Below are 22132 nucleotides of genomic sequence, written 5' to 3'. Positions count from 1 at the left end.
TGCGTGTGTCTCAGGTCTGGCTGTGTGTTCCAGGCCCGTGTGTATCGGTCTTCCGTGTATCGGGTGTATCAGCTCTCGGCGGCGTTTCCGGCCGCATATTCGAGGAATGTCTCGGCCAGTGCCTGTCCCCCGACGGAGGACATCGCGATGACGAGAACAGTATCGTCTCCTGCGATTGTGCCAAAGATCCCGGTCATCGAGGAGCGGTCGATCGCCGACGCCAAATACTGGGCGGCGCCGGGCGGTGTGCGCAGGACTACTGTATTGTCCTGTGCCGCTGCGGACACGAGGAGCTCTTCGAGCAGTCGGGGCAGTTTCGCATCGAGACTGTCACCGGTGGACTGCTGCAGGCTGCGGTCGCCTCCCTCACCGGGGACGGCGTAGACGGATCCGGACGTGGAGCGGATCTTCACGGCCCCCACCTCGGCGAGGTCGCGTGAGAGCGTCGCCTGGGTGACGGTGATGCCCATCGTTGCCAGGTTCTCGGCCAGGTCGATCTGGGAATGCACGGATTTGCGAGTGATGAGATCGATGATCTTCTGCTGCCGCGCGGTCTTCGTCAGAGGTGCGGAATTCGTCGAGGACGTTGTCGCAGGCACAGTGTTCTCGCTCATCGCTTCTCCAGCAGGAATGTCATGAGTGCCTTCTGCGCGTGCAGTCTGTTCTCGGCTTCATCGAAGACCGCCGAGGCGGGGCCGTCGATGACCGCGGCGCTGACCTCTTTGCCCCGGTAGGCGGGCAGGCAGTGGAGGAAGATCGGCTCGTTGCCCATGTTCATGAGTTCCTGGGACACCTGGAATTTCATGAATGGGGACGCGTCGTCGTCGCGTCCGGCGGCGTCCTGTCCCATGGACACCCAGGTGTCGGTGACGAGAACATCAGCGCCCTGGGCGGCAGCCACCGGGTCATCGGTGACGGTGACGGATCCGCCAGTGGTCTGGGCGAGTTCGTTCGCCTCGGCGATGATCTCGGCGGCCGGTTGGTAGTCGGCGGGGGCGGCGATGCGCACGTGCATGCCGGCGTTGACTCCGCCGAGGACGTAGGAGTTGGCCATGTTGTTGGCCCCATCCCCGTAGTAGGTCATGGTCTGACCGGCGACGTCGCCGCGGTGTTCGCGGATCGTGAGCAGGTCGGCCAGGATCTGACAGGGATGGTAGTCATCGGAGAGCGAATTGATGACCGGGACGGATGAGTTCTGGGCCATCTCTTCCAGGCCGGCTTGGGCGTAGGTGCGCCAGACGATGGCCGAGACCATGCGCGACATCACCTGGGCGGTGTCGGCGATGGATTCCTTGTGACCCAGCTGCGCCTCACCGGGGTTGATGATGAGCGGCTGCCCGCCAAGCGCCGCGATGCCGGCGGCGAAGGACACACGGGTCCTCGTTGAGGTCTTGTCGAAGATGACTGCCGCGGTCTGCGGTCCGGCCAGCGGGGTTCGCGAGTACGGGGCTGCTTTGAGCTCGACTGCGAGGTCGAGGACTTGCGCCTGTTCGGCCGGGGTGAGGTCGGTGTCCTTGAGGAAATGCCGTGTCATGGTGTGTCCTTTGTCAGTCTGTGTGGGGCAACCGGGCGGGGAGGGCGGATGGCCCGGTCGCCGAGGTGGCCGCTAGGTGGGCGGCGGAGGTGTTCAGCCGTGCAGCAGTCCGGGCAGGGCGGTCAGGAACGGTGCGAGATCGTCTTTCGTGATGATCAGCGGTGGGGCCAGGCGCAGGCGTCCGGGTGCGACGGGGTTGATGATGAACCCGGCCTCGAGCGCGCGGGCGGCGATCGCCTTCTCGTTAAGTCCCTCGGCCAGTTCGAGGCCGAGGAGCAGTCCTGCGCCGGTGACCTTCTCGATTCCCTCGATGGTCAGCAGCTGTTCGCTCAGCCAGGCTCCGGTCTCCCGGGTGTGGCCGAGCAGGTTGTCGGTCTCTATGGTTTCGAGTACGGCCAGTCCGGCCGCGCAGGCGATGGGGTTCCCGCCGAAGGTGGTCCCGTGCTGTCCGGCTTCAAGGAGTTTGGTGTTGGCATCGCCGACAGTGATGGTAGCCCCGATCGGCATGCCCCCGCCCAGACCCTTCGCCGAGGTGATGATGTCGGGGACGACGCCTTCGCCGATCTCCGGGTCCTGGTGGGCGAACCACGATCCGGTCCGAGCCACACCGGACTGGACCTCGTCGAGAACGAGAAGGGCCCCGGCCTCCCGGGTGAGTTCGCGAACCTTGGTGAGGTAGCCGGTCGGGTGCTGCCGGACTCCGACCTCGCCCTGAATGGGTTCGATGAAGACGGCGGCAGTGGTGTCGTTGATGGCGGCGGCGAGTGCCTCGACGTCCCCGTAGGGAATATGGACGACGCCGGGTACTCCGGGTGCGAAGGGTTCTCGGTAGGCGGCCTTGGCCGTCAGTGCGAGCGCACCCATGGTCCGACCGTGGAAGGCACCTTCGACGGCGATGATGATCGGGCGTGATCCACCCCCAGCACGGCGGGCCATCTTGAAGGCGGCTTCATTGGCTTCGGTGCCAGAGTTCGAGAAGAACACGGCCGAACCGGTGGGCAGGTCGAGGACCTCGTGGAGTTTCTCAGCCAGTGCGATCTGCGGCGGGGAGGTGAAGAAGTTCGAAATGTGGCCCAGGGTCGACGCCTGCTCGGTGATGGCCTTGACCCATGCGGGGTGGCAGTGGCCGAGTGCGTTGACGGCGATGCCGGCCAGGAGGTCGAGGTATTCCTTGCCCGCGGCGTCCCAGACTTTAGTGCCCTGTCCGCGGACGAGGTCAAGCTGGGGTGAGCCGAAGACCGGTGAGAGGACGCGGGAGAAGTCATCGCGCCAGGTCTGGGCCTGGTCTGTCACAGCGTTTGTCTCATTCATCCTTCGTCTCCTCCTGTGTTGCCTCGTGTGCTTCGCCTTTGTGCCCGTCACCTAAGGGTGCGGGTTCGACGACGGTGTCTTCGACCATGGTGCCGATGCCCTCCGAGGTGAAGACCTCGAGCAAGAGGGAGTGTGCCATTCGGCCGTCGATGATGTGGGCCTGCTGCACCCCGTGCTCGATGGCCTCAAGCGCCGCCGTCATCTTCGGGATCATGCCCGCATCCAGGCTCGGCAGCAGCTCGCGCAGCTTGGCTGGCCCGATCCGAGAGATCAGCGAAGAGGTGTCGGGCCAGTTCGCGTAGAGGCCGGGCACATCGGTGAGCATGATCAGCTTGTTCGCCTGCAGGGCCTTCGCCACTGCCGAGGCGGCGAGGTCGGCGTTGATGTTGAGCGGTTTGCCCGCTTCCCCGTCGATCTCCGAGGCGATCGAGCAGATGACGGGAACACGACCGGCGTCGAGGAGTTCGTTGATGACGGTGGTGTTGACCTGGTCGATCTCGCCCACCCGGCCCAGGTCGATCTTCTGCCCGTCCACCTCGGCGTGGGTCTTGTGCGCCAGCAGCAGGTCCGCGTCCTCACCGGAGAGGCCGATGGCAGCATTGCCGTTGCGGTTGATGCGGCTCACGATGTCGCGGTTGACCTGACCGGACAGCACCATGCGGATGACCTCGGCGGCCTCCTCACTCGTGACCCTTTGGCCGGCCTTGAACTCGCTTTCAATACCCAAGCGAGACAGCATCGAGGTGATCTGCGGTCCGCCGCCGTGGAGGACGACTGGTCGGATGCCGGCGAAGCGGAGGAAGGCGATGTCATCGGCGAAGGACTGCTGCAGCTCCGGGGAGATCATCGCGTTGCCGCCGTACTTGATGACGATCGTGGCACCGGCGAAGGTCTTGATCCACGGCAGCGCCTCGGTCAGGGCTTCGGCCTTGACCTGAGCGGCGGCGAGCCGGGCGGCCGTGGACTTCGTGGACATGTCGTGTGGGTTGCTCATGTGGAGTAGGCGCTGTTCTCTTCGACGTAATCGTGGGTGAGGTCCGAGGTCCAGACCGTGGCGGTGTGATCTCCTGCGTGGAGGTCGATGACGACGTCGACGTTGCGCTCGAATTTGACCTTCTCCGGGTCCTCATAGGGACCAGAGGCCCGGCACACCTCGGTGCCGTTGATGCTCACGTCGATGGCCGTGGGGTCGAAGGCCGCCGAGGTGGTTCCCACCTGGGCGACGACGCGTCCCCAGTTCGGGTCCTGACCGAAGATCGCGGCCTTGAACAGGGCCGATCGTGACACGGAGCGGGAGACCTCGACGGCCTCGGATTCGCTGACCGCACCCTGTGTGGTGATGGCGATGTCGTGATGGGCGCCCTCGGCGTCGACGTGGAGTTGGTGCATGAGGTCGAGGCAGAGTTCGCGCAGCAGGCTCGTGAACTCATCTGTATCGACGGCTGCCTCGTGGGCGCCGGAGGACATGAGGATGACGGTGTCGTTCGTCGACATGCACCCGTCCGTGTCGAGGCGGTCGAAGCTCTGACTGGTCGAGGCCCGCAGCGCCTGATCGAGCACAGCCTGGTCGACTGTCGCGTCGGTGGTGATGACGACGAGCATGGTGGCCAGTCCGGGGGCGAGCATGCCCGCACCCTTGGCCATGCCGCCGATCGTGAACCCGCTGCTGCCCTCTCGGGTGGCGGTCTTGGCCACGGTGTCGGTGGTCATGATCGCCTCGGCGGCGTGCTCGCCACCGGCCACGGTGTCCTCGGCGGCGGCCACGAGTGGTGGCAGGTTGTCGATGATGGTGTCGCGGAAGTCCTGACCGCCGACGCCGATGAGCCCGGTCGAGCAGACGAGAATGTCTTCGGCCACTGTGGCGGTGCCGGCTTCGGTGAGGAGTTCGGCGGTGGTCTGAGCCGTCAGGGTCGTCGTCTCATACCCGAAGTCACCGGTGTAGCAGTTCGCTCCCCCGGAGTTCAGCACAACGGCACGGGCTTGACCGTTGGCGGAGACCTTCTGGGACCACAGGACAGGGTTGGCCTTGCAGCGATTCGAGGTATAGACGGCGGCGACGGCAGTGTCGGGGCCGGTGTTGATGACGAGCGAGAGGTCTTTGGTCCCGCTGGGTTTGAGTCCGGCGGTGAGGCCGGCGGCAGTGAAGCCGAGTGGTGCGGTCACGCTCATGGGGCGACTCCTTCAAGGGGAAGCGCGGTGGTCTCATCGAGGCCGAGGGCCAGGTGAATGGACTGCAGAGCCTGGCCGGCTGTACCGCGGACCAGGTTGTCCAATGCCACGACGACGAGGATCCTCTCCGCACGTTCATCGACGGTGAACTGGACGTGCGCGAGGTTCGATCCGGTCGTCGACGAAGTGCGCGGCCACTGGCCTTCAGGCAGGACGCGGACAAAGGGTTCCTCTGCATAAGCCTGGTCGAATGCCTGGCCCAGCTGGTCTTTCAGTGCCGCGGCGTCAAGGAGGCCCTCGGCGGTTCTCGGTGCGGACTCCCCCGGCTCGGCGGTGATAGTCGCGAGGATTCCGCGGGCCATGGGCACGAGCGTCGGGGTAAAGGAGATCCGGGTCGGGCCATCGGCTGCGTCGGCGCCGAGGACTCCGTTGAGGTTCTGCTCGATCTCGGGCACATGCCGGTGAGTCCCGCCCGTGCCATAGGGAGAGGCATCGCCGAGAACCTCGGCCGCGGTGAGGTGAGGCTTCAATGCCTTGCCGGCCCCGGAGACTCCGTTGGCCAGGACTGCATTGAGCCCGGCAGGTGCAGCGAGACCGGCCTGGATGAGTGGGGCGAGCCCGAGCGTCACTGCGGTGACATTGCAGCCGGGGACAGCGATGCGCTTCGTGGTTTTCAGGGTTTCGCGCTGCTTCGTACCGTCAGTGGTCAGCAACTCGGGCAGACCGTAGGTCCAGGTTCCCTGGTGCTTGGAGCCGTAGAACTTTTCCCAGGCTGCGGCGCTGATGAGGCGGTGGTCGGCGGCGAGGTCGACGATCAAAGTGTCCGGGCTCGACTCTTCGAGCTCGGCAGAGATGGCACCCGACTGACCGTGCGGGAGGGCCAGGATGACGACGTCATGGCCGGCAAGCACCTCGGCGGTGGACTCCTTGACCACGAAATCGGAATATCGGGCAAGATGGGGTTGATGTCGGCCGAGCGTCTCGCCCACGGAGGAATGTCCGCACACCGTGGTGACGTTGAGATGAGGGTGAGTGCTCAGCAGCCGGAGGACCTCTCCCCCGGCGTATCCGGTGGCACCGGAGACGGCAACCGTAAGATCATTCATATGTATAACTATACCAGCACATTAAATTATATGCAGGAGGCGTGATGACCCAGGCTATTCAGGCGATGCGGGCAGGTGGACCCGAGGTTCTCGAGTTCAATGAGATCGACATCCCTCGCCCCGGTCCTGGTGAGGTCCTCGTCGACGTCGCCGCCGCGGGCGTGAACTTCATCGACACGTACCGTCGTTCGGGCACGTATCCCATGAGCTACCCGCACATCGTCGGCTCCGAGGGCACCGGTCACATCGCCGAGGTGGGCGAAGGCGTGGCGAGCTGGTCCGTCGGCGATCGTGTCGCCTGGCACGAGGGTCCGGGATCGTATGCGACTCAGGTCGTCGTCAAGACCGATAGCCTGCTGCGCGTACCCGAGGGTGTGAGCACCGAGGTCGCTGCCGCGATGCCGCTGCAGGGCCTGACCGCTCAGTACCTGGCCACGAGTTCCCATGAGATCAAGCCCGGCCACACTGCTCTCGTCCATGCCGGGGCTGGCGGTGTCGGGCTCCTACTCACTCAGATCATCAAGCATCTGGGCGGTAACGTCATCTCGACCGTGAGCACCGAGGAGAAGGCGGAACTGGCGCGTAAGGCCGGAGCCGATGAGGTCTTCCTCTACGGCGATGGTGTCGACGTCACCGCGAAGGTCAAGGAGCTCACTGATGGAGAGGGTGTCGAGGTCGCCTATGACGGAGTCGGAAAGACGACCTTCGATGCTTCGCTGGCCTCACTCAAGCCGTTGGGTTCGATGGTGCTCTTCGGCGGAGCCTCGGGCCAGGTACCTCCGTTCGACATTCAGCGCCTCAACTCCTCGGGCGGAATCTTCCTATCGCGGCCCTCGCTGGCGTGGTTCGTGCGGTCTTCGGAGGAACTGGCGAAGCGCTCAGCGATGCTCTTCAACGGGATTGAGCATGGGTGGTTGAACTTCCGGGTGGGAGCCACGTTTGCGTTGGCTGATGCTGCTGAGGCGCATAGGGCGCTTGAGGGGCGAGAGACCACGGGGAAGGTTATTCTGACGGAATAACTTAGTCATTACATAAGGTCTGCGCCGGCCTCACTCATACACTGCTGCTCCATAGGCCGCCTAGTGGAAACAACCTATGGAGTAACAGACCTCAGCAGCCTTCCAAACGAGGGAGGCACAGCGATCGACACCATGTTAGCGGTCGGATACCCGACGAAGCCAAACTGCCAACGACTCGAATGAAGGAATCAACTTTTCGAATGAGTCACTCCGATTGAAGTGCATGACCGTATTGCGAGCCAGGCGAGCGTCATTCAGACTCCTCAGGCACCGCTCTTTGTCTATACCCCGAATACCAGTTTCACTGAAATGTTCATCCCAAATTTTGGGATCGCCAATACATTTCATATAGTCCCCGAACATCAAGGAGTCAACATACCTAAGCTCAGAATCCTGGCCACCATTCGGCGAAATTTCATTCCGACGAAAAAACTTACCACCAACGTCATCGATTGGAATCTCTGTCAAATCCTTAAATCGCCTCTTGGCATCACGTAGATCTGACTCACGTACACGCGACAGAAACGAACGGAGCAGTTCCTCGATCTCATTAGCTCGAAGGAACATTTCAGAAATTGTGTTCATATATCGAGCAACATCGAAAGTCGTGTATATCTGCACGACTTCACCGATATCATTCTTTCCGTATACGAAACCATTCTTGAGAATTTCATGTATCCAATCGAACAACTTCTCGTTCGTACCGACAACTGGGACCTGTGTGGTTGTTTTTTCAATCAGCTTCGAATTCTCTTCGATCTTTTCGAAAGTGAGCTCCGCTAACTTCACCGTCCCGATCAAACTAGAGCGATCATTACCAGAAAAGAACACGGGGAGCTTACTGCGCCCCCGATCTTTCATCTTATTTATAGCGTCCTCAACACTCGCCCCATATTCCAGAAAGTCAAGCTCTTCCGCGTCATCTTTCAACGACGAGAGCACCCAACTATTAACACCCGATACGGCTTGGACTGGCGAGCTGGAGGTAACGTATTCGGACTCAGTTACATCAGCACTCACAGAGGATTCCGAGATTCTCCTGATCTCAACTTCCCCATAAAAGTCCGCGTCGGCAATTGCTGGAAACATCTCTAGGTTCCGCTCTTGCAACCAATGCTCGATCCGCCGATTGACATTGGCGCCCCGCCGCTCTCGCCCAAAGCACTCAAGAACGTATGTTGTACGAAACAGCCGAGCACTCTGTGATGAAAGAGCGAAGTTATCCAACTCGTCCCGTGGGCCTTCCACGAGTTCAGGAAAAAACGAAGCTGGTTCTGAAGCATCGTCGCTATCTCTCATAAACAAACTCCCTCTCTCTAAATTGCCGATTCGCCTTCTTCGGGGCTATAACAGTCTACAGTTGCCTGAACCCATCGTGATATCAATTCTGTTGTAGTACTCGTTGGCAAGCAGTAACCGGCGGGTTCAGCTCCTCGTACGCCCCAGCTTTGACCACCCTGCACACCACATCGGCTCGGCGGTGAGCCAGCAACATCGTGGTGTCTCCCTTTAGGTCGCTACCGGTCGTAGTGCGCCTTCGACATTCGACAGCACAAAGAGTCACCTGCATTCGCAGCGTGGCAGCTGAATTGTCACGAGTTTCTGCACCAGTCTCTACATCTGGCAGTAGCTTCGACGCTGAAGTTTCCGCTTGAGCGCGGCGCTCCTCCTACATGTCTAACTCTGGGGAGAAATGATCTCGCCGGATGTGGGTAAGATCTTCATGTGACCTCTAGTACGGAATTCTTCACCGCTGGCAGAAGCCATCCAGCTACCGTTACGCCGCCAGTTCCGAAGCCAGGCGAGGTTGTTCTCGTCCGTGGCTCACTCTGGGCAGTGACGGATGTTCGGGTGCAGGGACTCTCGCGGAGTCCCGCTGATGACGCCGACCAACGCCTCGATCACATCGTCACCCTACAGTCCATTGCTGAGGACCGGCTCGGCGAGGAAGTGACACTCGTTTGGGAACTCGAACTGGGCCACAGCATCACCCCGGACCAGGGCCTGCCTGAGCGAATCACCACCGACGGTTTTGACGAGCCCCGTATCCTCGCGGCGTTCGTCGACGCGCTGCGGTGGGGAGCAGTCACGAGCGCGGATCCCAAGGCCTTCCAGGCGCCGTTTCGTTCCGGGGCGAACGTGGAACCGTACCAGCTAGAGCCGCTGCGTCGCGCGCTTGCGCAGCCTCGGACGAATCTCCTACTCGCTGATGACGTCGGCCTTGGGAAAACAATCGAGGCCGGCCTCGTGGTCCAGGAACTGCTGTTGCGGCACCGGGCACGCAGCGTCGTGGTCGTGTGTCCTCCTAGCCTGTCTCTGAAGTGGCAGGAGGAGATGATTGAGAAGTTCGGTCTCGACTTCACCGTCGTCGACTCGGCACTGATGGCACAAGTGCGGCGGACGCACGGCCTGGACGCCAACCCGTTCAAGATTTTCCCGCGCGTGATCGTGAGCATGGCCTGGCTTTCTGGTGTGCGTGCTCAACGTCTTCTCCGAGACGTGACTTCGGGGCTCGAGAACCGGAACTCCGCCCGGCGCTACGCTTTCGATATCCTCGTGGTTGACGAGGCCCACCATGCCGCGCCCTCGAGTCCTTCACGCGGCCGAGCGGGCGCGGACTACGCGGTCGACTCCCAACGGACCGTCGCCGTACGCGAGCTATCCCGGCTGTGCGAACACCGGCTCTTCCTGTCCGCGACACCACACAATGGGCATACTGAGTCCTTCACCGCGCTCATGGAGATGATCGACGATCGACGGTTCCAGCGAGGCGCCTCGGTCGATCCGAACGCACTGCAGGAGGTCTCCATCCGTCGCCTGAAGAGCGACATCATCGAGAAGGGTTTCCAGCCACGCCGACTCGAAACGATCCCTTTCACCCCGAGCGACGACGAGGAAAACACCTTCGACGAACTCGATCGTCTCCTCAAGGAGAGCGCGGATCGCAACGGCAGGAAGCGCTCCGGTGACATCGTCTCTATGCTCCTCAAGAAGCGGTTTTTGTCCTCACCATGGGCTTTTTCCCGCACCTTGGGTTTGTACCAGGACGCAACAGTCGGTCTCGCAGACTGGGCCGACGCCAGTGAGGCTGACGATTACTACGCTGAAATCTTCGGTTCAGGCCAGACCGACGAAGAAGAGGGGCTAGTCGAGCAGCCCGAGTCCGAGGCGCTACGTCAGTCCAAGTCCGCGAGCCCTCTAAGCGCTGCTACACCGGCAGAGATCGTCCGCTTGTGTGATTGGGGCAACAGTTACCAGGTCCGACCAGATACTCGGCTACGCGCTCTTATGGACTGGCTCGAAGTCATCGTCCGGATCGGCAAGCACTGGTCCAACGAACGCGTGGTCATCTTCACCGAGTACGCCGACACCCTCAACTGGATCCGCACCAACCTCGAGCAACAAGGCTACGACTCGACACGCCTTGGAATCATCCAAGGATCTACTGACAAAGAGGAACGCGAGCGGATCCGCGCGCGCTTTACGACGGACCCTAGCAAGGAACCGATCCGCGTGCTTCTGGCCACCGATTCTGCCGGAGAAGGCATCGACCTCCAGGATTACTGTCACCGTCTCGTCAACTTCGACATCCCGTTCAACCCGGCACGTCTCGAACAGCGCATCGGCCGGATCGATCGTTACGGTCAACAGCACACGCCGGAGATCTTCCAGCTCTCGCAGCGCGGACAACGCTCCCCAAAACGGGAGGGTATCTATGGTGCCGACCTCAACTTCCTCGAGCGCATCGGGGAGAAAGTCGCGACAACCGCAGCAGATCTGGGATCCGTGAACCTCGTGATTGACTCGGAGATCCAGAACCACTTTGGCAGGGCCACGGTCGAAGCACGGTTGCCCGTCGACGATGATACATCGGTGATCATCAATAAGGCCCTCGCCGGGGGCAGGGACGTCAACAGCAGCCTCACCGCTCTCGCCGAGACTTTCGAGACGCGTCAGGAGTTACTGCACCTGACACCACGCAATGCCGAACGTGTGTTGCAGACGGCATTGCGTCTCTCCGCGCAGCCGCCGCTGGAACGCAACGACGAGGTGCTTTCGGACCTTCCAGAAGACGCACCGGTCGGCGACGGCGGGGCCTTCACAGTCCCCGACCTCGGCGAAGACTGGTCCGACGCGACTCGGCCGCTCACCACCTTGCTCGACCCCGAGACTCGCCGCCCGATCACTTTCGACGCTGTGACGGCTCGCGCCGTTCCGGACGACGAGCTCGTCCACGTCCATCTGGGACATCCACTGCTGCAAAAGGCCGGGCGGACACTCAGGTCTGCGCTGTACGATCCCCGCCACGAATTGCGCCGGGTCACGGCCGTATCCCTCGACGGGGTAGAGCAATCCTCAGTCGCCGCCGTGTGCCGACTCGTGCTGGTCGGACGAGGCGGAGTACGCCTGCACGAGGAGATGTTCATTGCAGGAGTCCGGCTCCGCGGCAAGCAGCTTGCCGCGGAGCGGGTCGAGCGCCTGCTTGACACGGCGCTCGACGGAGATCCGGACCTCGCGGACGAAGCGGTACGCGCCCAGTGCGCACAGTTGTGGAACGACGGCAGCAGTATTCGTCAACGGTTACAGGAACGCGTCGACTCCCTCGCACAGAAGCGCCGTGACGACGTGCGCCACGACCTCGAGGCCCGGCGTACAGAAGATCTCCGTCATGCGCATGAAATCTACACGGCCTTCCGGAGGATCCTCGAAGAATCTCAGACAGATCTCCAGGTACGACAGCGTAAGCTTCGCGAAGGGCAGGAGACGATGTTGTTCATAATGGATGAGGCATCTGAGCGGCAGTTGCAACGCGACATCGACAGGATGAGAGAACGGCTGGCAGGCCTCGACGCAGAGGAAGACGCCGAACGACGCAGCATCAAAGAACGCTACGACAACCCGCAGCCGTTTGTTACCACAGCAGCCGTGGTCTTTGCCGTGACCCCGCTAGACGTACAGAAGGGAGTGCTCGCCTGATGGTTGCTGCACGACGCCGTGCACGGACTCGTCATGATCACTGGCGTTGGCTCGAGCTGGTGGATCGCGACGGCCCGTTTGTCGCGATCCCCGCACTGAAGCAGGTGTGGCCGCAGGGAATTGTCCCGCTAGCGACACCCCGTGACGTCATCCGTGATGCGAAGCCAGCGTTCGACCGCGCTTGGGACAACTTGCAGATCGCCGGGGACGATACCGATACACGGCTCACAAATTTCAGACGGGCTCGAGACAGCTGGATCGGCCAAGTCTTACGCAACGCCTTCCTGTGGCAACAACAGTTAGTCCTCGACGGCGAGCAGAACGCGCCGGCTGTCTCCACCGAGCAATGGCCGGAGGCACATTCCCCGGACAGACGTTATTCAGTGCGGGCAAGTGGAGTATTCGCTCGCGACGGTGAACGGTACGCAATGCTGCTCATCGTCGATTCAGTCTCGTCACTGAGGGACCCGGGAACCGACGGATGGTCCGCGAGCTCCATCGACCGCATGGAACTCCTCCTTCGGAGAAGTAACGTCCATATCGGCGTCGTCACCGACGGTCGGTGGTGGGCGATCGTGAGCGCACAACCCGGTCTCATGGTCGCCAGTGGCATTGTCGATGCACAAACCTGGATCGAGGAACCCGAGGTTTTCAACGGAGTCCGTGCCTTGCTCGATCCGCGGTGCCTCGCGAGCCGGTTGCGCAACGATCGACTGGATGCTCTATTCCGGGATTCCGTGGACGCTGCTGAGGAGATCACCGAACAGCTCGGAGCGCAGGTACGCCAGGCTGTCGAACTACTTGTAGCGGCCTTCTCAGACGCCGCTCTGCACGAAGCGGGCTCGGAAGACGACCCGGTGTTGTCGGACGACCCGGACGAGGTATATCAGGCAGCGGTCACGACGATGATGCGCGTGGTGTTCCTTTTGTTTGCGGAGGAACGCGATCTGATGCCGACCTCCACCTTATACTCCGAGGGCTATGCAATGTCCGGCAGACTCGACGAACTGGAGCGGCGTTCTACTGAGGAGGGTGGGCAGTCCCTCGACGCGACCAGCCGCACTTGGCACCGTCTACTGGCGACATCCCGTGCCCTGTACAGTGGGGTCTCCACCGAGGACATGCGCCTTCCTGCCTACGGGGGTTCACTCTTCGCCCCGTCCCGATACCCGTTCCTCACCGCGGTGGGGAATAACGGCTTGCGAATCCAGGTCTCCGACCGCGTCATGCTCGAAGTACTCCGCGCGCTTCAACGCGCGGAGATCGGCGGTGAGAAGCGGCCCATCTCCTTCCGTGACATCGACGTAGAACAGATCGGCTACATATACGAAGGACTGCTCGGCTACTCTGCGGCCATCGTGGAGTCAACAACCGTCGGTCTCATTGGTGGTTCGCGGAGTGCCGGCGCCGAACCGGAGATCCTCCTCAATGAGCTCGAAGATCTTGCCGAGACTGCCGACGGGAACGACGACGCGCTCGCTGCCGACATCATTGCCCGGACAAAGAAGAACCAGCCCGGATCGAAACCGCCGACGAAGAAGCAACTCGTAAAGGCACTCGCCGCAGGAGATCAGCTCGCAGACGGAGAGGCGTTGCTGCACGCTGTCACCCCAGACTCGGAACTACGGGAGCGTCTGCGCCCCTACGTGGGGATCATCCGGCGTGATCTGCGGGACCGTCTCTTGGTCATCGAAAAGGGTGGTCTCGTAGTTGTCGAGACGCCGTCTCGAGCAACTTCCGGTGCCCATTACACCCCGAAGGACCTCGCACAAGAAGTCGTGCAACACGCGCTCGAGCCATTGGTGTACAACCCTGGTCCGTATCAGACGGGCGACAGCTCCGCCTGGGTCCCGTTGCGCTCGAATGAAATCCTCGAGCTGAAGGTCGCGGACATAGCATGTGGCTCGGGTGCGTTCCTCGTCTCTGCGGCGGAGTACCTTGCCGATCGCCTTGTCGAGGCGTATCAACGGGAAGACGTCGACCAAGGGAGCGCGACACAGCAACGGCGCAGCGCCCTCCGGGAAGTGGTTGCAACCTGCTTGTACGGCGCCGACATTAACGCCATGGCCGTGGAGATGTGCAAACTCTCACTGTGGCTCGTCTCTCTTGATCCGACTAAACCGTTTTCTTTTGTGGACGACAAGATCTTCTGCGGGAACTCGCTGCTCGGAATTGCAGATGAGGCACAGCTGAGAGCAATCCACATGGACTCCTCCAATATCCAATCACGTACGGACGCACCGCAGATGTTCGGCGCGTGGAATGCGAGAGGCTTTCTCGATCAGCTCGATATAGACGGTGTACTTCGTGACGCTGCCAATTTACGTCGCCGCCTCGCTTCGCCTGTCGATGATTCGGACCCCCAGCGCGCAGCAAAGACGAAGCGCCGCTTGTGGGACGAATACCAAGACAAGGTAAAGACGCTTCTCAGCTTGGCAGATGGCATAGTCGCCTCTGGGCTACGAACTGGAGGGAAGTCGGGTAAGCGCAGCGAATCAGCGTTCGAATATCTTCGTATAGCCATCGACCGGGCGTTCGCGACGGATCGCAATCAAGATTCAGCGATGCTGGATGCCATTATTGAGACCGGCCTAACACCCGAGGTCAAAACCGATTACGAACGCTGGCAACCACTGCATTGGGCAATCGCCGTTCCTGACGTAATTCGGCACGGCGGCTTTGATGCGATAGTGGGAAACCCTCCATTTCTCGGTGGGCAGAAGCTCACTGGCACAATGGGCGCTAACGTGCGGGACTGGTTCGTAAATATGCTAGCTGGCCGCCGCCGCGGATCGGCCGATCTGGTGGCGTATTTTTTCTTACGTGCGTTGAGTTTGTTGGGGCCGCAGGGGACGCTCGGTCTCATCGCTACGAACACCGTGGCACAGGGTGCCACCCGCGAGGTCGGCCTAGATCAAATGGTGGAGCAGGGATTCGTGCTCACACGAGCGGTACAATCCCGACACTGGCCAGCAAAGGGCGCAAACCTGGAGTTCGCCGCAGTTTGGGGCACTAAGGGTCCAATTGCTGATGACGTGACACACGACGCCGATGGGGTGAGCGTTTCGAAAATCTCGAGCATGCTGGAACCCGCGGGACGCGTCGACGGTGCACCCACTAAGCTCGCGGAGAATGCAGACATTTCGTTCCAGGGCTGCATCGTTCTTGGCATGGGTTTCGTAATCGAGAAGCACGAGGCACACGCGTGGATCAACGAAGACCCCAAGAATGCCGAGGTGTTATACCCCTACCTGAACGGCGAGGACCTGAACTCGAGATTAGGCACCGACGCGTCGCGTTGGGTGATCGACTTCAATGCGAGTTCCGAAGAAGAGGCATCTCGGTTCCGGTTGCCATTCGCGCGCGTTGTGGACCAGGTGAAGCCAGTGCGCCAGCGAAAGGACACGCTCGGGAATTATGAACTCCGTAAGCCCTTACCTGAACGGTATTGGCAGTATGGGGAAAAGCGGCCTGCACTTCGACTGGCAATCAAGGATCTCGACAAAGTTCTAGTAATTGCTCTTGTGAGCAAGACCCTTATGCCGATAAGGGTCCCAGCGAATCAAGTGTTCAGTCACGCGCTTGGGGTATTTGCTCTACGGTCTTTCGCTGACCAGGCTGTTCTCTCATCGTCAATTCATCAAATGTGGGCTATACGCTTCGGTTCTGGCATGCGAAACGACCCGAGGTACACACCATCTGACGTATTTGAAACATTCCCCCGACCCGCACCAACGGGTGGTCTAAACGCCATCGGTCGCACCCTCGACGAAAAACGCCAGGAAATAATGCTACGCCGGGACCTCGGCCTTACTGCGCTCTATAATCTAGTGAACGATTCTGACGTTTACGATGAGAATGACCCAGACATCGCAATAATGCGAAAAATCCACACAGACCTCGACCATAAAGTTGTACAAGCATACGGCTGGGATGACATCAGCCTAGATCATGGTTTCCACACCTACCGACAGATGCGGCGGTGGACGGTTGGTCCGGAGGCGCGCGTGGAGATCCTCGACCGGCTCCTCGAGGAGAATCACAGACGCGCATCCCAAGAGACTCGAACGTCTGAACGGTCCGCTACCATGCCCGATGACAAAGACGAAGACTCGAGTGACGTGAACGCGGAAGGGACAACGGATTCATGAGTGCTACCACCCAAGGACCAAACCGGCGCTACCCGGAACGCCTACTCGAACTGCGCGATCTTCCGGATGGTACCTCCTGGACCGATCGTGAGAACTTCACCGACCTACTCGAGCGTGACCTCCTTGGACCCGCCCACGGTGACGACGAGTTGCTCGACGCCCAGCCGGATGCCATGTATCTGGTCGGTCGTATCGCACCCGCGAAGCTCGCCGACCCTGCCTCGAACAGTCCCATAACGCAGGATGTCGACGAGGACGCCGACGAGGAGATCATCCCGGCGCTGGAGGCACGGCTGGGACGCGGCGTGCCCGTCGGCACCGTGGACGTGGACACCGCTGGGAACGAGGACGAGGGCTCCGAGGACGTCCCTCTTCGTCGTGGGCTCATGATCCCCGCTTCCATGGGGCTGCGGTTTCAGGTTCCACTCGACCAAAAGGCAGTCACCGTCCACGCGTCCTGGGGCTCGTACCGGCCCGAGACGCCACCAGAGGACCCTGACAACCCGCTGAAGCCTGGCGAGCGGCCACGACGGAAGTATCGCCGCAGCCAGCACATCCAGTCCCGACGCATTGACCTACGATCCCTCACACCGGGTGATACGGCCGAGGTCCTCCTCGAGGACCGAATCATGCTTCGCATCGACGCATTCGTGCAGAACGCGATGCAGATCGTCGAGGTCTCGCTGTGCAACGACCGAGAGACGCCGCGCAAGATCCCGGTTGACGCCTGGCTCTACCAGACTCACCTCGAGGTAGACGCGGGTGCCGAAGCCATCTTCCTCCCCGTTCGCGATGTCCTGGTTGAGCACACTCTCGCCGAGGATGACGAGGAAGCCCGGCTTGAGTTGCAGTACCGCAATCGGCTCGAGTTTGCCATTGGACGCACGTGCTCTGCAGACTGGACTGTGAAGGAGGGCGACCGGCGCGCCACCCGGGTGCGTACCACTTGGTTACCTGTATCCGAAACCCCACAGACCCAGGCGCGAGAGGTCGAGGGTGCAGAGTTGGACATGGCAGTGCTCCAGGAGCTCTCAACCCCGGAGAACGCCGACCAGTTGAAGAATGCGTTGCTGCCAATCGTCGACGGTTACCAGAAATGGCTGACCGCGCAGGAGGAAGAAGCTTCCCACCTTCCTGCTCACCTCCGGGACACGGCGGAGACCACCACCTGGACCGCACGGATCGCCGCCAAACGGCTGCGTGAAGGTGTCAAATTCCTGACCCAAGATACGGAGGCACTGCGATGCTTCGCGTTCATGAACCATGTGATGGCTGAACAACGTCTGCAGAGCCAAGTAGTCGAGCTACGGAGCACGGAAACGGACCATACCCCAGATGGTGCTCGGGCGGATGTGGAGAAGAAAGGGCCCCGTGCCCACTCGTGGCGAGTGTTCCAGCTCGCCTTTGTCCTATTGCAGATCCCCGCTCTCGTCCATCCGGAGCACGAACGTAGGTCGGGGGAACAGGCTCAGGCTGAGCTATTATTCTTCCCGACCGGTGGCGGCAAGACAGAGGCCTACCTTGGGCTGGCCGCGTTCGCGTTCGCAATCCGTCGGCGTCAAGGCGTACTCGATACAACTGACGGGCCAATCGACGGTCTGACGGGCGTGTCCGTGCTCATGCGCTACACGCTCCGACTGCTCACCGCTCAGCAATTCCAGCGCGCCACCGCAATGGTCTGTGCTGCGGAGCTAGAACGGCGCGACAAACCGGAGATCTGGGGGACCGAACCTTTCCGAATCGGACTCTGGGTCGGCACTGCTGTGTCCCCTAAACGCTACGAGGAAGCAGGAGAGCAGCTCAATAACGCGGCTGAGGGCAAGAAGTACGGCTTCACGATCCTACAGTTCGAGCGTTGCCCGTGGTGCGGTATCGAGATAGGGCCCGAGAACGTCACCGGTGACAATGTATTGCGCCGTGTTTATGTGCGGTGCGCGGATCGTTTGGGCCAGTGCCCCTTCTCCGTCGGCGCAAAGGTTGAGGAAGGCCTACCCGTCCTCACCGTGGATGAAGAAATCTACCGGCTCGTCCCGGCGTTCGTCATCGCCACAGTGGACAAGTTCGCACGCCTGGCAAGGGAAGGCGAAGCATCCTCGTTGTTCGGGTACCCACAGTACAAGTGTGATCGCCATGGCTTCGTCCATGACGATTCGTCATCCTGCACCATCAGTCTGAACGGCAAACATCGGAAAGAAGCCGGGACGTCGGGCTCTGCGAGAATGCATCGCAACGCTAGTAGCCACGCCGACGGCAAGCGCCCAGCTCGACGTCTGCGTCCGCCGGACCTCATCATCCAAGACGAGCTGCACCTGATCACCGGAGCCCTTGGCACAGTCGTCGGGGCGTTCGAGGTCGCCATAGATGTCATAAGCACCTGGACCGACTACGAAGGTCGACAGGTCCGTCCGCTCGTAGTCGCGTCATCAGCAACCGTGCGTCGTGCTGAGGTGCAAATCCGGAACCTCTACGGACGCGGCACAGCGATCTTCCCGCCGCAGGTGCTGGATGTCGCCGACACCTATTTCTCCCGGGAACTGCCTGTAACACGCAATACGCCCGGGAGGCGGTACATCGGCGTTTCCACGACCGGTGTGCGTCTGACCGCAGCAGAAATCGCAGTCTCCAGCACGCTCCTGGCCTCGGGGCAATTGCTGCTCGACAAGGCTATGGCTCCGGAGGAAGGAAATCCGCTCAGCACGGATCCGTATCTGACGATGGTCGGATACTTCAACGCCACACGAGAGCTCGCCGGTATGGCCCGGTACGTGGCGGACGATGTCCAGACCGCGCTCAAGAAACGACGCCCTGGCAAGTTCTTCCCGCTTCGATGGGGGACTGCCGGAGGCCTAAACATCTCCGAGCTGACATCCCGTGCGGGAAGCAGCGAGATCAACGCGACTCTGGACCTGATGGGCACCGAGTTCGACCACGAGTACGACACCTCTGCGGCCATCCGTGAACGGTCCCATGAGTTCAAGGCCGGAAGAAAACCGAAACAACGCGATGGTGATCGGCCAATCGACGTCGTGCTCGCCACGTCTATGCTGCAGGTCGGCGTTGACGTGACCCGCCTGGGGCTCATGCTCATGGTAGGCCAGCCCAAGAACACTGCCGAATACATCCAGGCGACGTCCCGCGTCGGGCGAGACCCGTCCCGGCCCGGCCTTATCGTGACGCTCGGCAACTGGGCTCGACCCCGGGACCTTGCCCACTTTGAGCAGTTCCGTCACTATCACGAAACTTTCTACTCGCAGGTGGAACCGCTCTCGGTGACACCCTTCTCCGAGACTTCCCTCGACCGATCCCTCGCCGGGGTGCTCATCGCGGCGATGCGTGTGATGGAAGCTCAGGTCAACGACGGGCTATCCGCTGAGCAAGGTGCGGACCGTATTCATGCTCGGGAGGAGCGCGTCAAGGAAGTCATAGAACGGCTCGCCGCTCGTGCGGACCTCGCTTCGACTTCGGACGCTCCGCACGATGCGGATGGAGCCGTCGAAGTCGGCGAAGAGGTACGCTCCCGGCTGACGAATCGCTTGGACACCTGGCGCACATACCGTGAAAAAACCGTCGCCTCGCAACGTCACCTCGTGTACGAGCGGATCGGGAAGAAGGGCGACAAGGTCCCGCTCATGCGGTCACTCGAAGATATCGGTACCCCTAGCAACGTGGAGGGTGTGCCGTTCCCGGTGGCAAACTCGATGCGGGAAGTGCAGCCCGAGATCAACATCCTGGTCTCGCCGGTGAAAGAGCGTCTCTTGTCTCCCGAAATGGCGGATGCTCCGGCCTGGACAGCCAGTACGAAGAAGGAGGGACACCAATGACTGAGGTCAACGAACAGGACGACAGCGGTCTTGACCCATTGGGCGATGCCGAACGGTGGAAGTCGAAGAATTATGCCCGTGTCGGCTCAGCACGACCATCGTCGCTCCTCTACACCTATGGCCCCGGGGCGGCGATGGACCTCCCCCATTTCACCGTCATGCCGAGTGGTTTCGATGACTGGAACCGCATCTGGAAGCGCCGTGAGGGTGAACCCGCTACTATCCATGCCCCGCGGTTGCTCAGGGCTGTCCAGGGCTATTTCATGGGTGACTCGGTCATTGAGCTGCGGCCCTTCCCCTGGGCACCGAAGACATCGTGGAACGACGCGTCGGGCAGTGATCTCGGTGTGCCGTCCCGTGTGTTTCCGCAGTGGGTGCGATGCACCGGCTGCGACAGGCTCGCCCCCATCGTCCACTTCACGTATAGGAACACCAATCCCTTCCGTCCGGACCTGGCAAGGTTCGTGCACGAGGGCTGCCCCGGGCATGTGAAGAGGAGGGGCAGCCGAGCGGGGCGTAGCCCCCACACAGCCGACGTCGTCCCGGCACGGTATCTGCTGGCCTGCCCGAACGGGCACCTGGACGAATTCCCTTACGAGTGGTGGGTGCATCAAGGTGGCCGCTGTCCGAACGCGGAAACTCCGCTGCTCGCGATGACAGAGCGAAATGTCGGCAAGGGATCGACGGCGACCATCCACTGCCGTAGCTGTGAGTCCTCACGGCCAATGAACGAAGCACAGGGAGAGATCGGTCGTACCAAACTTCCTCGCTGCCGGGGCCGGCATCCGCATCTGGGAAGGTTCGACGCAGATGGATGCGACGCCGAGGCTCGTCTCATGCTGCTCGGCGCCTCGAACCTTTGGTTCTCGGCGACGCAGTCGATTATCGTCATGCCCGGGGCGGAAGCTCCTACGCCTCAGAGTACTGGGGAGCAGATCGTTGAAACGCTCGGTAAGTTTGGGTTCGACGCGTTCAAGCACGATGCCGCGAGGATTCGAGACGGGTTGAAGGATGCAGGGTCGGGGCTCGCCGATCTGCCAGCCGACGATCTCGAAGCAGCAATCGTAGCGGTTGACGCAGATGACGAGAGGGACTCTAACCAACATCGGCAAGCACTGGACGAGTTCGATCCCATTAGTCTTCTCGAGCCGGAATGGCACTACCTCACCAAGCCATTGGACGGACCCCGAGTTGATGACAAGCAGAGCGGACTAGTGCTTTCCCGGCCGGCGGGAGGCGTGGATCCGCGGCTGAACGAATTGGGGATCACACGGGTCCATACCGTGGACAAGCTACGCAAGGTGAACGCCCTCGTCGGGTTCACCCGAATCGACGATATGGAGCGGGCCGAAGGGCTCGGCCAGCGCCTCGCACCTTTGACCCGGTCACGACGACCGTTGTGGACAGTCGCCACGGAAGACCGGGGCGAGGGCATGTTTCTCCAGTTCGACGACAAACGGATCCGAAGCTGGGAACGCGACATCTGGAAAAGTGACATCTTCCAGGCGCATATCGCTGCCCATGAACGCAACTACCTCGCACGGCTCTCCGACACTGCGAAGGCGCAGGACCATCTGAAGCGCTTCAAGTCGCCGCGCTACTGGTTACTGCACACGCTTTCACACGTATTGATGCGGGAGATGGCGATGTCGTCGGGCTATTCAGCTGCAAGCATCTCCGAACGCATCTACGCTTGGCCCGAGGAAGAAGACCGACCATCTGCCGCCGGGATCCTCCTCATCACGACGGCGAGCGACAGCGACGGAACTCTAGGTGGGCTCGTGCAGCAGTCGACGCGACGCGACCTCGAACGAACGCTCAGCACGGCATTGCGCAAGGCCCGGCGATGCTCCTCGGATCCCGTGTGCACGCATCGCACACCCCAGGATCCTGAAGATTTCCTCCATGGTGCGGCCTGCCATACTTGTGCCATGGCTTCGGAGACTTCGTGCGAGCGCGCCAATAGGTTCCTTGATCGCCGCTTCCTGGTCGACCTCCCCGGGTTCCCTGGCCTGGGCTTCTTCGACCGCACGTGGTGACACGC

Annotated in this window: 12 protein-coding genes; 5 read left to right on the top strand and 7 right to left on the bottom strand. The window is 61.3% G+C overall.

Annotation, left to right across the window (positions count from 1 at the left end):
* Positions 1 to 68: 68 nt before the first annotated feature.
* From HU144_RS10880 to argC, 6 genes are all read right to left on the bottom strand, one after another.
* Positions 69 to 614 (bottom strand): arginine repressor, encoded by a 546-nt coding sequence (locus HU144_RS10880; RefSeq protein ID WP_235351361.1) that lies wholly within the window; start codon positions 612 to 614, stop codon positions 69 to 71.
* Positions 611 to 1534, bottom strand: a complete 924-nt coding sequence (argF, locus tag HU144_RS10875) for an ornithine carbamoyltransferase (RefSeq protein WP_235351360.1) — start codon at positions 1532 to 1534, stop codon at positions 611 to 613. Before argF ends, HU144_RS10880 begins: the two co-directional genes overlap by 4 nt.
* Before the next feature lie 93 nt (positions 1535 to 1627).
* The gene (locus HU144_RS10870) at positions 1628 to 2845 is read right to left on the bottom strand and encodes an acetylornithine transaminase (RefSeq protein WP_235351359.1); all 1218 of its coding nucleotides are present in this window, start codon (positions 2843 to 2845) and stop codon (positions 1628 to 1630) included.
* Positions 2838 to 3839: an acetylglutamate kinase gene (argB, locus tag HU144_RS10865; protein ID WP_235351358.1), complete on the bottom strand. Its 1002-nt coding sequence runs from the start codon at positions 3837 to 3839 to the stop codon at positions 2838 to 2840. Before argB ends, HU144_RS10870 begins: the two co-directional genes overlap by 8 nt.
* Entirely contained in the window at positions 3836 to 5014 is a 1179-nt protein-coding gene (argJ, locus tag HU144_RS10860; protein WP_235351357.1) for a bifunctional glutamate N-acetyltransferase/amino-acid acetyltransferase ArgJ, read from the bottom strand. Before argJ ends, argB begins: the two co-directional genes overlap by 4 nt.
* A complete protein-coding gene (gene argC / locus HU144_RS10855; RefSeq protein WP_235351356.1) occupies positions 5011 to 6120 on the bottom strand; it encodes an N-acetyl-gamma-glutamyl-phosphate reductase in 1110 nt (369 codons plus the stop codon). Before argC ends, argJ begins: the two co-directional genes overlap by 4 nt.
* Before the next feature lie 44 nt (positions 6121 to 6164).
* On the opposite strand from argC, the gene HU144_RS10850 reads away from it, so the two are divergent.
* On the top strand, positions 6165 to 7139 hold the full coding sequence (locus HU144_RS10850; RefSeq protein WP_235351355.1) for a quinone oxidoreductase family protein: 975 nt from the start codon (positions 6165 to 6167) through the stop codon (positions 7137 to 7139).
* 135 nt (positions 7140 to 7274) lie between these two features.
* Here the strand turns inward: HU144_RS10850 and HU144_RS10845 are convergent, their stop codons facing one another.
* Positions 7275 to 8438: a hypothetical protein gene (locus tag HU144_RS10845; protein WP_235351354.1), complete on the bottom strand. Its 1164-nt coding sequence runs from the start codon at positions 8436 to 8438 to the stop codon at positions 7275 to 7277.
* Positions 8439 to 8864: 426 nt separating this feature from the next.
* Between HU144_RS10845 and drmD the strand changes: the two genes are divergently transcribed.
* From drmD to drmB, 4 genes are all read left to right on the top strand, one after another.
* Complete coding sequence (drmD, locus tag HU144_RS10840; RefSeq protein ID WP_328284287.1) at positions 8865 to 12116, top strand: DISARM system SNF2-like helicase DrmD; 3252 nt, start codon at positions 8865 to 8867, stop codon at positions 12114 to 12116.
* A 428-nt stretch (positions 12117 to 12544) separates the two neighbouring features.
* On the top strand, positions 12545 to 16267 hold the full coding sequence (locus HU144_RS10835; protein WP_235351352.1) for an Eco57I restriction-modification methylase domain-containing protein: 3723 nt from the start codon (positions 12545 to 12547) through the stop codon (positions 16265 to 16267).
* A complete protein-coding gene (gene drmA, locus HU144_RS10830) occupies positions 16264 to 20088 on the top strand; it encodes a DISARM system helicase DrmA (protein ID WP_235351351.1) in 3825 nt (1274 codons plus the stop codon). Before HU144_RS10835 ends, drmA begins: the two co-directional genes overlap by 4 nt.
* Entirely contained in the window at positions 20085 to 22127 is a 2043-nt protein-coding gene (gene drmB, locus HU144_RS10825; RefSeq protein ID WP_235351350.1) for a DrmB family protein, read from the top strand. The genes drmA and drmB overlap by 4 nt, the downstream gene beginning before the upstream one ends.
* Positions 22128 to 22132 lie beyond the last annotated feature (5 nt).

The organism is Brevibacterium sp. UCMA 11752, from assembly GCF_021532235.1.
GTDB classification, from domain to species: domain Bacteria; phylum Actinomycetota; class Actinomycetes; order Actinomycetales; family Brevibacteriaceae; genus Brevibacterium; species Brevibacterium antiquum.
Note: the sequence above shows the minus strand (reverse complement) of the source record. Positions and strands in the feature narration are given on the sequence as shown.

Coding starts and splice junctions, on each gene's coding strand:
- HU144_RS10835 (WP_235351352.1), top strand. CDS start 12,545: ATGCTGCTCATCGTCGATTCAGTCTCGTCACTGAGGGACCCGGGAACC.
- drmB (WP_235351350.1), top strand. CDS start 20,085: ATGACTGAGGTCAACGAACAGGACGACAGCGGTCTTGACCCATTGGGC.
- argB (WP_235351358.1), bottom strand. CDS start 3,839: ATGAGCAACCCACACGACATGTCCACGAAGTCCACGGCCGCCCGGCTC.
- HU144_RS10845 (WP_235351354.1), bottom strand. CDS start 8,438: ATGAGAGATAGCGACGATGCTTCAGAACCAGCTTCGTTTTTTCCTGAA.
- HU144_RS10870 (WP_235351359.1), bottom strand. CDS start 2,845: ATGAATGAGACAAACGCTGTGACAGACCAGGCCCAGACCTGGCGCGAT.
- argF (WP_235351360.1), bottom strand. CDS start 1,534: ATGACACGGCATTTCCTCAAGGACACCGACCTCACCCCGGCCGAACAG.
- argC (WP_235351356.1), bottom strand. CDS start 6,120: ATGAATGATCTTACGGTTGCCGTCTCCGGTGCCACCGGATACGCCGGG.
- HU144_RS10880 (WP_235351361.1), bottom strand. CDS start 614: ATGAGCGAGAACACTGTGCCTGCGACAACGTCCTCGACGAATTCCGCA.
- HU144_RS10850 (WP_235351355.1), top strand. CDS start 6,165: ATGACCCAGGCTATTCAGGCGATGCGGGCAGGTGGACCCGAGGTTCTC.
- argJ (WP_235351357.1), bottom strand. CDS start 5,014: ATGAGCGTGACCGCACCACTCGGCTTCACTGCCGCCGGCCTCACCGCC.
- drmA (WP_235351351.1), top strand. CDS start 16,264: ATGAGTGCTACCACCCAAGGACCAAACCGGCGCTACCCGGAACGCCTA.